The sequence below is a fragment of the uncultured Sphingomonas sp. genome (assembly GCF_937871615.1).
In the GTDB taxonomy this organism is placed as follows: domain Bacteria; phylum Pseudomonadota; class Alphaproteobacteria; order Sphingomonadales; family Sphingomonadaceae; genus Sphingomonas.
On record NZ_CALMPA010000023.1, the window covers coordinates 63,870 to 77,421 of the forward strand.

Here is a 13,552-nt window from a genome sequence, read left to right on the forward strand (position 1 = left end):
GACCCCGGCGGGATGGCCAGATCTATCGGCTCAGGTGTATTCCGTCTTTACGATGGGTCACCCTCAATCCAAACGGCTCGGCGATCCGCGACACGAAGGTCTCGGTGTCGGTAAGCTTGAACCGCCCCGTCGCCTGCAATGAGCCAAGATCAGGATCGTCGAGGATGATCGGCGTCTTTGCATATCGGTTTGCCTCGCCGATCAGCTTCGCCAACGAGACGGTTCGATAGTCCGCCCAGCCCTCCGGCCAATCGCGCGTTTCAGCCGGCGGAGCGGCGTCCGCCGACGCGCGAGGGTTCTCTGAGGAGTAAGTCATCGGCCGGTCGATCACCAAGGGCTGTGCCGCCTCTCCGCCCGATTGCACGTTCGCCACGCCCTCGCGCAACCGAACGTCCACCCGGTGAGCGCTATCCAGTTCGACGTCGACAGTGGCATGATCGGAAACGACTTCACCGCCAGCGGCTTCGATCGTGAACGGCCTAGAATCCTGCTTCACGATGAAGCGAGCGCGACCTTGACGAAGCAGGGCGTGTCGGCGCGCGCGATCCATTGTGACCTCGACGCGACTGTCGGAGTCGAGCGTCATCGCGGTGCCATCGGCCAAGGAAAAGGTCCGAATTACGCCATGCCCGGTCTCGAAATTCTCGGCCTTCGCGGACGTTAGCATCGGCCCGGTCGTGAGATTAGGTGTCAGGCCAATCGCGAGAGCAATAATCGCCGCCGAGGCGGTTGCGCCTATGCCGATCCAGATGGCACGTTGCACCCGCGTGCGCGGCCGCGCCAATCGATCGGTTCTCGACCGGTTGTTCCCCCACGGTTTTGGCTGAGTTGCAGCGCGCTCACTAGCCGGCGCGGCTTGTTGTCCGTTCGGCAGACCTGGCAACGTCGGGAAATTCTGCCCCAGCGCTGTTTCGATGCGGCGCCGAACCTCATCAGGTACGGGCGCGGTGAAGATGACCGAAGAAAACGCGCTGCGATGTTGCTCACCCCGGTCGTACCAAGCCTTGCATGCAGCGAGATTCTGATCCGTCGGATCGCTGAGGACGCGCGTGATCAGCGCGGCGGCCTCGATCTTCAACGATGACGGCTCAGTTCCGTCCTCCCAAGGTTCAACCATTACCGGTGAGCCTCCACCGCGGACGCGATGAAGGCAAGGGCGCGTGTCATATGATATTCGACAGTGCTCACCGTGATCCCCAACCTCTCGCTAATCTGCCGATTCGGCAGGTGCTCGTCCCTGCTGAGCAGGAATACGCGACGAGTCTTTTCTGGCAAGCGCTCTACGGCATCGTGATAGACCCGAAGAAGGTCGCTGGCTTCAATCGCCAACCCCTGTTCGGGTGGGACACTGAGATCGCGTTGATCATCGAGCGGGAATATCACGACCTTGTTCGTCTCCCGTCGGCGCGCTCGATCGATAAGCATGTTCCGAGTGATCCGTCTGATAAAGGCAACCGGATTGGCAATCTGCCCGGCCTGCTGGCTCCCAGCAGCGCGCAGGAACACCTCCTGCATCATATCGGGCGCTTGGTCCCAACCTATGCGCCGACCCAGATAACGAAGCAGCCGATCTCGCTCGGTCCGAAATGTTTCCTCCAGGCCTGGCACTTGCGCGGGCTCAGCCTCCACTCCGATCTCAGAGCGGCCGCTAGAGGTGCCAGACGGCATAGAGATCGGCATCCGGTTCGGCGAAACGGGTGAGGAGGACACGGAAAAAACCTTACGCGGCATCGTCCAGCCCGAACGGTGTCGGGCCGCCGCAACCCCAGGGCCATGCCGCCATCAGGCGACAATCGGCGCCGTGATTTCGGTGCGGCCGACGGACCGCGATGGTCTGTCGTGAATAATGCCTGGCTATGGTCAAATCCCGCGACAGCCAGAATGCCGCGGCGATGGTCGAGAATGATTCATGCCGATCGAAAATGCAATATGAACCGGCGAATTGGAGGGGCTTATGCAGCGGCTTTTTCGAGTTCGGCGATCCGTTCGGAACAGATTTCATGCACTACGCGACCAAGCTCCTCGATACGGCGACGCAACCATTCGAGTTCTGCCTCAGAAATCCGATAATGCTTTGAATAGCGCGCCTTCACATAGGCATCTTTGAGCTTCTCCCAAGTGCGCTGCTCGAAGCGGTTCTCGCGCGGCCAGGCATCGACCAGCCGACGATCGAGGCGCTCCGCCTGCGTGCGCAGGAAGCCGATATTGTGGATGTGCGGGGTATAGAAGGTGACGACCAATAGGACGCAATTGTAAAGTCGCTCCGTCGCTTGGTGCATTAGGAACGCAGCGTCCTTCAACCGGCCCTGCTTCTGGCTGAAGACTGCGGTTTCGAGCATCCCCGAGGCCGCTGGCATCCACTCGTCGAAATACTCCCGCGCCATCTCCAGCGCCTTCGGCGGCGTCTTCGGCTTCGGCTCGTGCAGCTCCGTCGGAAGCGTCTGGTAGATCGCGATGCCGTCACGCTTCACGTCCATGAAGAAATAGCGGCCGTGCGCGAGGCCGTCGTTCACCTCCTGAAGCGTGTGGACGATGAAATTGACCGGCGTGCGCAGCGCCTTCGTGATCGCCAGCTCGCGGTTGAGCCGCTCCTCCAAATTCAGCCAGTAATCGACGCGATCGGTGAGCCGCTTGTCATTGACGATGATCAGCAGATCGTAGTCCGACTGGTAGCCCTTCGCAGTATGCGGTTCGTCGACCCAGCCGCCCCGTGCATAGCTGCCATAGAGGATGATCTTCTCGATTCGGCCCTTCTTCTTCCATTCCTTGTTCGCCAGCGCGACGGCGTCGTTGAACTCCTCGAACACGATCTGGACCACGCGCTCAAGCTCTCGGCGTTTTTGGGCAGGAAGGTGATCGAGATCGGTCCGCATGAGAACAGTCTAGCAACATATCGGCATCGATGCACGTCCGAAACCATCCCTGATCGCCTCCAATTGCACCAAAAAGCTCGCAAAATTGTTAGGAGCCAGACCGTTGCCGGGCCCCCGACGATCCCAGCTTCGGATCGCGTCTGAAGGCGCCGAGTCCGGCGCATGGACGACAAGCCACACAAAGTTTCAAAGCCCAGTTACTCCGACATGGATCGCGGGGTAGAGGTGGCTTGACGGAGCTACGCGCGGACGCTCGATGCATCATCGACCGGTATCCCAATTGCCAGATCGGGAATGACCCCGTTACCATTCGGCCCAATTATTGTCTTGCCACCCCACCGAGTCTATATTGCGACAGCGATCCCACCGGATCGCGCGAACAGGTTGACGATGACGAACGTGGCGACCCAAGTGCTGGCAACGGTGAACGCGCCTTATGGCGCGAACCTTTCCGCGCATCAGCTCGCCGAGATGATCGCGGACCCCGCGAGTGTGGGCGTCGCGTCGGTGTTCGCATTCTTTTCCGAGGTCAGCGCGCCTGTCCAGAAGCAGTTCATCAAGGAGATGGGCGTGGACGCGGCCAAGGCAGGTGCAGTCGCCACGCGGATTGCCAAGCTCTCGGGCTACACGCTCCCGCTGGCCGCTTGATGGCGGCCCATCGGCCGAGCCAATGGCCGCTGCTGTTCGATCTGGCGATCGAGATTCTCGGTCATTTCCAGGCGGCTCAGGGGTTCGCGCCAGACTGGAGCTTTGGCGGGGGGACCGCGCTGATGCTCCAGATCGACCATCGGGAAAGCCACGACATCGATATCTTCCTCGACGATCCCCAAGTGCTGCCGTTCCTGAACCCGGAAACGCAGGGCTACGCCTTTTCCCGGCGGCCGGACGGCTATCAGACCGACGGAGCCGGCGCGCTCAAGCTCGCTTACGCGGGTGTCGGCGAGATCGATTTCATCTGCTCGACAAGCATCGTGGATAATCCGGTCGAGCGGCGAGAGCTTCGCGGCCAGCGAGTGGCGCTCGAAAGGCCGGCCGAGATCATCGCGAAGAAGGTCTATTTCCGCGGCACGAGCTTCCAGCCACGCGATATGTTCGATCTGGCGGCTGTGGTCGAACATTCAGGCTCCGCCTATGCGATCGCGGCGCTCAGCCAATGCGGCGCTGCGCGCTGCGCGGCGGCGCTCGCCACCGTCGATAAGGCCAATCCTGATTACGTGCGGTCGATCGTTGGTCAGTTGATGTATCGCGATACAAGGGCTCATCTGGTAGCGGAAGCCCAAGCAATCAGCCACGCGACCCTCGAAGCGGCGCTTTCGTCAGCACGATCAAGCTAGGGGGCGATCCGGCGTATCGCGACTGCGGGTTGTCGCTGCCATTATTCTCCGATACCATATGAACGACCAGGGAGGCGCGGCCCGTGAAAAAAGCGTCAGAACTTGAAGAGATGCGTGCCCGGCTCGCATTGATCAGTTTGTTAAGCCATCCAGACTTTCCGATGGCCATGAAAGCACTTCAGCGCCCGGAAAACAGATCGGTCGGGGCAGCGGATTTGCGTCAGTTTTTGCTGGACAAGGCATTCCCACAACCTCCGATATATCGTTCGCCTTCCATGAGGAGCAGCTTCAAGGCGAGGGCACCCCTGGGAGCGTGGAAACTCCGCAGCACGGCATTTGCATCATATCGGATTGGTTTTCTCACTGCATAACATGGCAGGTGGATATCAATGTAACTTAGGCTCCGGCGCACCCGTTGCTGCTCGGCGACGAAGCACGATCGCTTCACCCGACACCGAGGCCCAAAGTGCCCGCAACCGCGACAGCCGCGCGTTGGTGTCGAGAAACCCGAGCGTGGCCGTTATGCCAAGCGCGGCGTCAAGGACTCTCGTCCCGAAGGGCGTTGACCAACTCTAGGTCGACGATTGCGTCTTCTCTTGGGGCGAGACGGGGAATTCCGTTGCGGCCGCTTGCCGTAACCGGGAGGTGCGACCCGTGCGGGGGTTCGGTGAGAGATACTTCCCTCGCGCCAGTCTTCTCGCCTTTGCGCTCCGTTCCCGCCGCGGGCACCTCGGCCTCTGAAGCCGACCGCGCGGGCTCGCTGGGCTTGGGGGAAGGGGCAGGATCGAGATCGTTCCGCATGAGAACGATCTAACAACAGGTTGGCCACGATGCACGTCCGAAACCTTCCTCGATCACCACCAATCACGGTAAAATACTCGCCAATTTGGCAACGGTTTAGCTTGCTGACCGACCTCAGCGCGCCCAATCTCGATCGGCATCCGAAGCCCCCCTTCGGAAGCATGACCGGGTAGCTGGCGCGTATGTCCAGGCGAGAGCTAAAGGCGCCGGCGCGCGCATCCAACGCGCGTTGTCACCACTCGGTCATTTCGGCGGCCGGGAGGCCAGCAGGCGGCAGTCACTCGTCCTTCGGCAGGTGAGCGAGCCGGTCTGCCGCCAGCTCGCGCCGGTCATGATATCGACCGATCGCGTTCACCAGCGGCGATCGGGCCGGACCCCGTGCGAGCTGCTCCATCTCCGCGAGCTCATCCGCGACATCGGTGAATACCGTTGCCTCCTCCTTTCGATACGGATTGAGCCGGGCGGCGGCCTGGCTCACCGCCCGGTTCAATTCGGCGTTGCCGGCGGTGGCGGCTATCGAACCGAACAACAGGGCCGTGCGCTCGCCAATCCCGCCATGCCCCTGCGGAATCTCGATCGCGAGCAACTTTCCCGTTCTCCATCGCATCGCGATCGTCATCAGGCGGTGGTGCCAAGCGAACGTGGTTCGCAGATCGCCGCCGTCAAGCCGGGGCACCCGGAACCCCTCCCCCGGCTCGGATTCGACCAGGCGTTCGCCGGTCAAGCGATTTAGGGCGTCGCGGACGGGCGTGATGCTCACTCCCAGCTCATCTGCCAGCCGCATCGCCTCGAGCCGATAACCCGGCGGCCAATCGCCCGCCACCAGCCGCCGCCGAAGCGCGTCATAGGTCGGCTCGAGGACGTGGGCGGGGCTCATGGCTCGCTCTCGTCGGCGAAGGTCGCAAGCATTGCCTCCTGATCGGGCCGTAACGCGTCGATCGCTCCGATCCGTTCCGGCACATTGTCGCCCAGAAGGATCGAGGGACACTGGCCCTCGTAATTTCCAAGATTTGGGCGGTGCTGGACGTAGCCGACCAACTCGGCAAGCTCACGCGGAAAGGTGCGCGCGATGGCCGGCGGATAGGCCAGCGACTGGTTTTCATAAGATCGGAGCCACCCGAGACAATAGCCGATGACAATGCCGCGGCGCGGCAGATCGGTCGTGTTCGCGCCGGCCCCGTGGGCGGTCGACCCCAGGAAGCAGATCGCCGCGCCGGGATCACATTCGGCGGCGATCGGCTCGCCTAGATCCTCGCGCGCCATTCCATCGCGCCCGTGGCTGCGCGGATAGATCAGCGTCGCCCCGTTCTCACGCCGGAACGGCGAAAGCGGCCAGATCACGTTGACCAGATATTCATGCGCCCCTTTCTCGCCCCGCCACATGTCATGATCGCGATGCGGCAACTGACGCGCCTCGCCAGGATAGATCTCGATCGCCTGGGCTACGTTGAGCTGAATCCGATCGCAGGCACCGCCGAGCGCCGCCTCCACCATCGTGAGGATCGTTGGATTTAGCATCAGCGCGGAGGTCCGTGCCGATCGACGAAGCAGGCTGCCGAACCTTTTCGTCCGCTCGCCGTAGAACCGCCCCTGGCACATCGGCGTCGCGCGGAAATCCGTCTCCAGATCCGCCTGCAATGCACCGAGGACAGAGCGCGGCAGGGCGTCGGGGATGATGCAATAGCCCTCGCGCAGCAACTGCTCCGACCAACCAGCGGCATCGGACATGAACGAGGTGACCGTGCTCATCGGGCACCTCCCGTCGGCATCGCGAGGGCAAGACGCAATTGTTCGTAGGCCCCGCCTTCGCGCAGCCGCTCGACGGTGTCTGCTTCGATCCTGATATGTAGCGCGGTCAGCCACTGGCGTTCATGGCGGACCGGCTGGCCGAGTGCCTCGCAGACCCACCCAAAGCGGCGAATCTGCTCGAACCACTCGACGTCGGCGACGCCGGTATAGGCCGTTATACCCTGCGCCATCGCATGCTCGGCGAGCGCGGTCACGAGCTGATTGCGCGCGCTCCGTCGCTCGGCCGCGCGCTGGTTTCTATCGAGGCAGAAGCGCGTGATCTCCCGGATCGTCGGCCCCGATGGGACCGGACCGGCGCAGAGATGGGGATAAAGGTTGCCCAGCAGATGCGCCCGATCCGTCCGCAGCAGCCGGGTCGAGGCGCGGTGACTGCCCTCCCCGTCCATGAGGATTAGATACTCGGCATCCGCATCATCGAACTGATCCACCTCGAACTCGTCGGCGAGGACCGGGAGGTCCCATTTCAGCAGGTCGATGAACACCTCCTTCCGCGCTCGGAACATCGCCCGTAGCGCCACGTCCCGATCGACTGCCGCCCCTCCTTCAACCGCTCGCAACATCTTGCTCTCCCACGCGGATCATCCGCGCGCAGAGGAGAGCATCGGTTGCAATCTCCGGCATATACCAAGAAATGGGGAGGCGGCAGGCGACCGCAGCAACCTCGCCAAGAGGCTGCCACGCCGGGATTCAGAGCGTTTCCCGCCATCGGAAGATGTCGCCGAAGCTTATCAAACCGTCGAATAGGGCGCGCAGGATCAGCGAAGCGCGCTTACGCGCGTCGTAACGCTCCCGCGCTTCCTTGAGGTGGGTAATGACCGTGTCATGGCTTATTCCGAGGATGCGCGAGATTTCCCAATCGGTTTTCCCGCGTGCGGCCCACAAGACGCAATCCCGCTGGCGATCGGTAAGCTTCGGGCGGGAGGCGGGCGGCACCCAACCGGCGATATAGCGCGCGCTCGCTATCGCCATGGCGCCGATCAGCTCCGCGACCAGCAACATCTGCTCGGGGAGAGATCCGCCCGGACAGATCACGAAGCTGCACGAGGCTGTCACCTCACCGGGAAGATGGCGCGGGATAGTATAGCCATCGGCTATTCCGTGGCGACGCCCGGTCTCGAACATCGCCTGTTCCTCGTCGCTGACAGGTATCAGGGTTGACACCCGGTCCCAACGAAACCCGAGAAGGCTGCGTTCCGCGGCACGCCGGATCGGATCCGTCGCACCGAGATTCGAACCGACATAGACGTCCGCCCAGGATGCCGGGTAGTCGTGTAGGAGGATCGACGCGCCGGTCTCGCCCCCACACCCTATTTCAAGGGACAAGGCGAAATGATTGAATCCCATATCGCGCGCGGACCGAGCCAAAGCCTCATGGAGGTCATCCGCCGAGATCGCAGACTGGATTCGCCGTCCAAGCGTTTCCGCAAATTCGATACGCATATAGCCGCTTCGGCCGTGGGCGCGTATCCAACCCGCAAGTTCCCCTTGGCACGCCTTTCACTCTTTCGGGACCCCCAGCTTCAATTGTCACGTTGAGCCTCGGGTCGTTCGACTTCATTCAGATCGGCAGGGCATTCGGAAACTGGTCGGCCTTTCGCCGAAGCCGGGTGGCGTCGCATCCCTCGTCGGACCCATGGACCCGCATTACGCGGCAGGCACAGCGTCCCGACAAGCAAGGCGCCAAGGGCTAGATACGCGTAGATTCCGAGGCCCGTGAGATAGGCAAAGACCGAAACCTGCGGAAGCCAGCCACCGGCCGCGCTGGTGCCGAGGTTGGCGACGGCGAACCCGAACGCCCAGATCGGCCAAAACCGGATCGTGGCTATCGCCAGCCAAAAGAACCCGACGGCGACGCTCACATCAATGCCAAGCACGGCAGCATCGGCTGGCATATTGAAATGGGGATCGGCCAGCCGAAGGCCCGTGGTCGCAAACGACGCCAGCAAATTGATGCTGGCGCCAATCCGCTCGGGACGGCCGCCCAGCAGGAATGCGCAGCCGCACACCCCAAGCAGCACCACATTGTAGGTTCCCGCGAGGAGCCATCCCGAAGTCATCGACCAGGTCGCGCTCGATTCACGCCGCCTCGGCCTCTTCCATGTTCGCGAGCGCAGGCTTCGGCGAGCCGGAGCCCCACGCGGTGACATCGAGCCCGACATCGCGGCCAGCGCGCTCGGCGCTGAGGTGCGCGCGGATCGACATCTTGCCCTGGCCGTCGGCGAGGGCGACGAGCGTATCGAGCGTCGCCCGCACCGTACGATGCGAGACAGCGGGCGATAGCTCATGCGCCTCCGTGGCATCCAGCGTCGAAAGCAGGAATTGGGCTACGTCGCGCTGAGCGAGATTGATCGAGCGTTCCGCCCGGCGCAGCTCCGTTGCGATAAGCCTGCTGGTATTCTTCAGCTTTTCCATGTGTATCTCCAACGGCCCCGGGAGGCGCCGCTCACTTTGAGTTGATGCCGAGCAGAAGCGAGATGGCGATGAGCACCATTGCACCGACGGTCACGGCGATTGGGGTGGCGATCCCAATGATCATGCCCCATGCCAGAACCTGTCGCCACGACAGAGCATTCAGCGCCGTCCGCTTGGTCGGCACCGGCAATGGAAGCGGCCAGAATTCGGGCCGGGAAGGTAGAACGCTTGCAGGGTAGAGTCTTTCTACCCCTGCTTCGAACTCGGCAAACATCCTCGCCGCCTCAAACCGGCTCGTGGCGCCGAGCACCTCCTTCGCGAGGTGAAGCTGCTTGTCGACCGCGCGGGCGCTGACACCCTCCAAATGCGCGATCTCATCCGATGTCTTGTGCTGGAAGACATAGCGAAGATACTTCTTTTGGCGGTCGGTCAGCCTGGCAAAGCGACCGTCCGGGATCTCAGGTGCGCCGTCGCGCGACATTATTTTGGTTTCTTGTCACCAGTCCGGTGACGGGCAGATAGTGCTCCGAACCAAAAGACTCCCGACTTTCTGGCCACCGCTTCCCCCTTGTCCGATAAGACATACAGGTCTCATGCAGTGCCAGCAATGATGCGCGTGGGCCGCTCCCACTCAATTACTGCGCATACGAGCGATCCCCAGCGATAGATAGCTGATCTTCGTAGGTGGATTGCTCGGCCCATCTGGCCGAGACCGCACCCGCGCCGCGACTCCGTTACATCTTAATCGACGGGACCTGGCTCAATTACGGCGATCTACCCCTCCATCCCAGAGCAACGCACAATGAATCGCGATGCGGCCGCGACGTTCAGCGTGATCAGGGCGCATGTCGGTTCAAGCAATGGACCTCGTTATGGCTCGTTTCCGGCGAGGCGGGCCAGCGTCAGTCGCATAGAGTTTGAACGAACGCGCTTCGCGGCGCACAATCTATAGGGGAAGCTCGCCCGCTGCGTTGCATAAATTGGCAATTGTCTCCAGGGTCCGGCGCGCCTTAAGCCCCAGTCGAAGAGGTCACGCGGCGGTTATTGACGCCCCTTTCCTCACGGTGAACAACAGCAATGGCGATCGTCTGGGCGGTCGCTGCTGCTGTTCAACGAGTTCTATCCGGGGGATTTTCATGATGACCGAGTTTCTGGCTCGCTGGCCTAACCCGCGGCTTGACCCGTGCTATTTCGGGATCGGTTCGACAAAGCCTGCGCATGCCGCAGCCTCCCCTATCAGATCGAGGCCGGCCTCGATTTGTTGACGTGCAGCGGCCGTGAGTCGGACCAGATAGCGTCGACCATCCGTCGGATCCGGCACCCGCTGAACGATACCGCGCTGCTCGATCTCGGCGACGCATCGCCGCGCGGTGCTGTAAGCGACGTTCGACGCGCCCCATAGTGCCGATAGCGAAGTCGATCTTCCCTCATGCTCACGAATGTAGAGATAAAGGAGCATGTCTCCGGCCGCGTCGGTCGCCAGATCAAAACCGAACGAGCGACCGAACTTTCGCCTTGCGGCAAGGATCGCCTCCGCGATCGACACATAGGAGGCCGACCCTCGGGGTTGGCTCTCGCCCGATTGGTGGCTGCTACGCTGATCCTTCCACATAAGCTCCCCTTTCTTCGTGGCGGGTCGTCCCGGCTCAGGCGCAGGGCAGCTCGGCGGCCGACCCCTGCATGCCCAGGCGTCTTTCAGGTTTCCCTAAAAAGTTGCGAGATGAAACCCAGCGGAACCGATGGGGAATGCGGGCACAATCGAAAACGCGGCAGCCGGGAGATCAACTAATCTTGCATCATGAGGTGCCGCCTTGCATGTTGGCTCGCGACTGAAGTTTTTTCTCGGCAGCGTCCTCGACGCTCGATCGGTGGCCGATCTGGTCGCCTTGCTTCAATCCGCCGCCCTCGAGCTCGGCTACGATTGCTTCGCGCTGGTCCAGCATGTCGATCTAAGCGGATCGCTCGAAAATGTCGTCGCGCTATGCACTTACCGCGGCGATTGGATGGAGCGGTTCATCTCGCGAGGATATCATCGGTTCGACCCCGTGGTGACGACAAGCCATCGCTATGGGGCGCCATTCGGCTGGGACTCTATTCCCAGCCTGATTCCGGTGACGAAGCGACAACGCCGGATGCTGAGCGAAGCACGGCGATTCGGGATCAGGGACGGACTGACCGTTCCGCTGCACATGCCCGGAGAACGACTTGCGGCCTGCACATTTGCGTCCGCCGATCGCAAGGTCGCCACAATCGAGGACAAGGCCGCTGCCCATGTGATTGCAACATTCGCATACCAAGAAGCGCGCGAGCTTGTCCAAGGCCCGCCGCGAACGCACGGCCCCCCTCGCCTAACCGACCGCCAGATCGACTGCGTCGCACTCTCCGCCGCCGGGAAGACGGAATGGGAGACTGGACGAATTCTCGCGCTTTCCCCGGCGACCGTTCACTACCACCTGACCGAGGCGATGCGGCGCTACGGCGTATTCAACCGCCAGCAGCTTCTCTTTCACGCACTGCGGGACGGCCTGATCTCCTTTTCCGAGATCAGGCCTGTCGTTTAGCATCGATGCAGCGGCATGGCGCTAACGCCCGGTCGCTGGCACCCGTCGCTGCTTCCTCATCGCGGCAGTATCGTTCGTCCCCTTCAGAATCTGATCCACCAATTTCCCCAATTTTTTAAGGGCTTCGCTCTTCTCGTCGAAATAGTTGTATTGGTCATAGACGCCCTCGACGCCTTCGATCGCATGCCCCAGGACGCGTTCGGAAATGTCTCGCGGCACGCCAGCACGCGCCATAAGCGTTTTCGCGGTGCGACGGAGATCGTGCAGCACCCAACGGGCAATCGGATATCCCGCTATCTCGGCCATCTTGGCGTCTAGCGCAGCCTTGTCCTTGGTAAACCCGTTGATCGGCCCGGCCAAGCGACCCTGAAATACATACGGCCGCGTGGCCGTTATAGGCTGCTTGCGAATGATCCGCATCGCCTGCGGGGAAAGCCGGATCGAGCTGGCATTACCCTTTTCCCGCTGCTCCGAATCTATCCTCCAAAGCCCATCGTCCGCGATGGAATCATGGTGCATGACCCGCACCTTCTCGCGTCGCTGGGCGGTCAAAAGCAGCGAGCGACAGAAAGCGCCGAAGGTTCCCTGGGTTGCGGTCGCCGACCAAAAAACGCGGATCTCCTCATCGGACAAGATTCGTTTTCGCTTCCGCTCCGAAATCTTGGTGCGCTTCATTCCCCGGACGATTGGCGACACGAAATCGTCTTCGCGGGCTGCATACCAGCCAAGCATCGAGCTCAGTTGGGCAAGGACGCCGTCAGCCTGCACGGCGCCGCTGGAGTCGCTGATTGTATCGAGGAGGCCCGTTACCTCCTTGCGCGTGATGGAAGTGATCGGACGATCGCGCCAGCGATCGTTTCCATCTAGGTCCGCCAAGATATAGTGGTCGAAGATCCGTTTGATCTCATCGGCTGATCGAAGCGGAGCGAGCGGCTGGCCGCTCCGATCCTTCTGCCCCTCCTTCATGACATGACGCTTGAAGAATTCCCCGAACACCTCCCCAACAGTCGGCGCGGATTCCGGTGACTCTCGCGCATTCTCTTCAAGCGGTCTGCTAGGATCGACACCCGCCGCGAGGGCGGACTTCCACTCCCGCGCCTTCTGGCGCGCCTCGTCTAGGGTAAGGGCGGGTACGCCCTTCCTGATGACAAACACGCGATCCTTCGAATCGCGAGGCTGATAGTCGCCCAAGACTCGTCGCACCGGATTCCCGATACTCCCGTCCTCGCGCGGAAAGCGTGCGATCAAACAGAATCGAATTCGGCGCTTGGAATTGACCATTACCGTCAATCCGGTTTCGGCCTTGTCCAGCCATTCGTCCCACTTGCCCGGTTTCGCGGCTTTGAGCCCGCGAAGCCAAGGATCGCTTATTTTCGTCGTCGCCACATCCGCCTCGATTTCGTGCAACAAAACGTGCAACAAATTGCGAGTGATGCCAATCACTCCAATGTTCACGATCTTGCCACATAATCTCTCTAACACAAGGAGAAATAGTGCTTTTTATGGCGGAGATGTGAAGGGATGTTCGGCGAAGTTCACCGTAGAATGCGTGAATCCACTCTCTCTTAATCAGCGGGTCCTAGGTTCGAGCCCTAGTGCGTCCACCATTTTTCACCAATAAAACCAAGCGATTATGGAAGGTTCGGCGCAGTGGCACGGACCGCTAACATTTCCATGCTAGCACTATGCTAGCGGCACAGCGAACGCGCTAGCATGGGGAATCCCGCTCACAGCAACCACCCTTATGTCCCGGCGCGGCGTC

General features: G+C 61.5%; 15 protein-coding genes. 3 read left to right on the forward strand and 12 right to left on the reverse strand.

Translation table 11 applies throughout. From position 1 onward, the window contains the following. Window positions 1–22 precede the first annotated feature (22 nt). The 3 genes from Q0316_RS06540 to Q0316_RS06550 form a co-directional block, all read right to left on the reverse strand. Window positions 23–1,117 carry a FecR family protein gene (locus Q0316_RS06540; RefSeq protein WP_298670736.1) on the reverse strand — a complete coding sequence of 365 codons (1,095 nt, stop codon included), beginning with the start codon at window positions 1,115–1,117 and terminating at the stop codon, window positions 23–25. Then, on the reverse strand, window positions 1,117–1,731 hold the full coding sequence (locus Q0316_RS06545) for an RNA polymerase sigma factor (RefSeq protein WP_367179647.1): 615 nt from the start codon (window positions 1,729–1,731) through the stop codon (window positions 1,117–1,119). Before Q0316_RS06545 ends, Q0316_RS06540 begins: the two co-directional genes overlap by 1 nt. Before the next feature lie 221 nt (window positions 1,732–1,952). After that, window positions 1,953–2,873: a HEPN domain-containing protein gene (locus tag Q0316_RS06550; protein WP_298670737.1), complete on the reverse strand. Its 921-nt coding sequence runs from the start codon at window positions 2,871–2,873 to the stop codon at window positions 1,953–1,955. Window positions 2,874–3,263: 390 nt separating this feature from the next. Between Q0316_RS06550 and Q0316_RS06555 the strand changes: the two genes are divergently transcribed. Both Q0316_RS06555 and Q0316_RS06560 read left to right on the forward strand, forming a co-directional pair. Then, window positions 3,264–3,521, forward strand: a complete 258-nt coding sequence (locus tag Q0316_RS06555; RefSeq protein WP_298670899.1) for a hypothetical protein — start codon at window positions 3,264–3,266, stop codon at window positions 3,519–3,521. Further along, window positions 3,521–4,207, forward strand: coding sequence for a nucleotidyl transferase AbiEii/AbiGii toxin family protein (locus tag Q0316_RS06560; protein ID WP_298670901.1), 687 nt, complete (start codon window positions 3,521–3,523; stop codon window positions 4,205–4,207). Before Q0316_RS06555 ends, Q0316_RS06560 begins: the two co-directional genes overlap by 1 nt. 1,078 nt (window positions 4,208–5,285) lie before the next feature. Here Q0316_RS06560 and Q0316_RS06565 read toward each other — a convergent pair. The 8 genes from Q0316_RS06565 to Q0316_RS06600 form a co-directional block, all read right to left on the reverse strand. Further along, on the reverse strand, window positions 5,286–5,885 hold the full coding sequence (locus tag Q0316_RS06565) for a winged helix-turn-helix domain-containing protein (protein ID WP_298670738.1): 600 nt from the start codon (window positions 5,883–5,885) through the stop codon (window positions 5,286–5,288). Next, the gene (locus Q0316_RS06570) at window positions 5,882–6,757 is read right to left on the reverse strand and encodes a phytanoyl-CoA dioxygenase family protein (RefSeq protein ID WP_298670739.1); all 876 of its coding nucleotides are present in this window, start codon (window positions 6,755–6,757) and stop codon (window positions 5,882–5,884) included. Before Q0316_RS06570 ends, Q0316_RS06565 begins: the two co-directional genes overlap by 4 nt. Next, window positions 6,754–7,377 (reverse strand): acyl-homoserine-lactone synthase, encoded by a 624-nt coding sequence (locus Q0316_RS06575; RefSeq protein ID WP_298670740.1) that lies wholly within the window; start codon window positions 7,375–7,377, stop codon window positions 6,754–6,756. Before Q0316_RS06575 ends, Q0316_RS06570 begins: the two co-directional genes overlap by 4 nt. Window positions 7,378–7,504: 127 nt before the next feature. After that, window positions 7,505–8,257, reverse strand: a complete 753-nt coding sequence (locus Q0316_RS06580) for a LuxR family transcriptional regulator (RefSeq protein ID WP_298670741.1) — start codon at window positions 8,255–8,257, stop codon at window positions 7,505–7,507. A gap of 80 nt (window positions 8,258–8,337) precedes the next feature. Further along, a complete protein-coding gene (locus Q0316_RS06585) occupies window positions 8,338–8,838 on the reverse strand; it encodes a hypothetical protein (protein WP_298670742.1) in 501 nt (166 codons plus the stop codon). 55 nt (window positions 8,839–8,893) lie between these two features. Further along, window positions 8,894–9,229 carry a hypothetical protein gene (locus Q0316_RS06590; RefSeq protein ID WP_298670743.1) on the reverse strand — a complete coding sequence of 112 codons (336 nt, stop codon included), beginning with the start codon at window positions 9,227–9,229 and terminating at the stop codon, window positions 8,894–8,896. 31 nt (window positions 9,230–9,260) lie between these two features. Then, window positions 9,261–9,710, reverse strand: a complete 450-nt coding sequence (locus Q0316_RS06595; RefSeq protein ID WP_298670744.1) for a LuxR C-terminal-related transcriptional regulator — start codon at window positions 9,708–9,710, stop codon at window positions 9,261–9,263. Window positions 9,711–10,415: 705 nt separating this feature from the next. Beyond that, window positions 10,416–10,841, reverse strand: a complete 426-nt coding sequence (locus Q0316_RS06600) for a winged helix DNA-binding protein (protein WP_298670745.1) — start codon at window positions 10,839–10,841, stop codon at window positions 10,416–10,418. 256 nt (window positions 10,842–11,097) lie between these two features. Between Q0316_RS06600 and Q0316_RS06605 the strand changes: the two genes are divergently transcribed. Continuing rightward, on the forward strand, window positions 11,098–11,790 hold the full coding sequence (locus tag Q0316_RS06605) for an autoinducer binding domain-containing protein (RefSeq protein ID WP_298670746.1): 693 nt from the start codon (window positions 11,098–11,100) through the stop codon (window positions 11,788–11,790). 21 nt (window positions 11,791–11,811) lie between these two features. On the opposite strand, the gene Q0316_RS06610 is transcribed toward Q0316_RS06605, so the two are convergent. Next, window positions 11,812–13,245, reverse strand: a complete 1,434-nt coding sequence (locus Q0316_RS06610) for an integrase arm-type DNA-binding domain-containing protein (RefSeq protein ID WP_298670747.1) — start codon at window positions 13,243–13,245, stop codon at window positions 11,812–11,814. Window positions 13,246–13,552: the final 307 nt, after the last annotated feature.

Coding starts and splice junctions, on each gene's coding strand:
- Q0316_RS06580 (WP_298670741.1), bottom strand. CDS start 8,257: ATGCGTATCGAATTTGCGGAAACGCTTGGACGGCGAATCCAGTCTGCG.
- Q0316_RS06600 (WP_298670745.1), bottom strand. CDS start 10,841: ATGTGGAAGGATCAGCGTAGCAGCCACCAATCGGGCGAGAGCCAACCC.
- Q0316_RS06545 (WP_367179647.1), bottom strand. CDS start 1,731: ATGCCGCGTAAGGTTTTTTCCGTGTCCTCCTCACCCGTTTCGCCGAAC.
- Q0316_RS06540 (WP_298670736.1), bottom strand. CDS start 1,117: ATGGTTGAACCTTGGGAGGACGGAACTGAGCCGTCATCGTTGAAGATC.
- Q0316_RS06570 (WP_298670739.1), bottom strand. CDS start 6,757: ATGAGCACGGTCACCTCGTTCATGTCCGATGCCGCTGGTTGGTCGGAG.
- Q0316_RS06555 (WP_298670899.1), top strand. CDS start 3,264: ATGACGAACGTGGCGACCCAAGTGCTGGCAACGGTGAACGCGCCTTAT.
- Q0316_RS06575 (WP_298670740.1), bottom strand. CDS start 7,377: ATGTTGCGAGCGGTTGAAGGAGGGGCGGCAGTCGATCGGGACGTGGCG.
- Q0316_RS06590 (WP_298670743.1), bottom strand. CDS start 9,229: ATGGAAAAGCTGAAGAATACCAGCAGGCTTATCGCAACGGAGCTGCGC.
- Q0316_RS06550 (WP_298670737.1), bottom strand. CDS start 2,873: ATGCGGACCGATCTCGATCACCTTCCTGCCCAAAAACGCCGAGAGCTT.
- Q0316_RS06565 (WP_298670738.1), bottom strand. CDS start 5,885: ATGAGCCCCGCCCACGTCCTCGAGCCGACCTATGACGCGCTTCGGCGG.
- Q0316_RS06560 (WP_298670901.1), top strand. CDS start 3,521: ATGGCGGCCCATCGGCCGAGCCAATGGCCGCTGCTGTTCGATCTGGCG.
- Q0316_RS06595 (WP_298670744.1), bottom strand. CDS start 9,710: ATGTCGCGCGACGGCGCACCTGAGATCCCGGACGGTCGCTTTGCCAGG.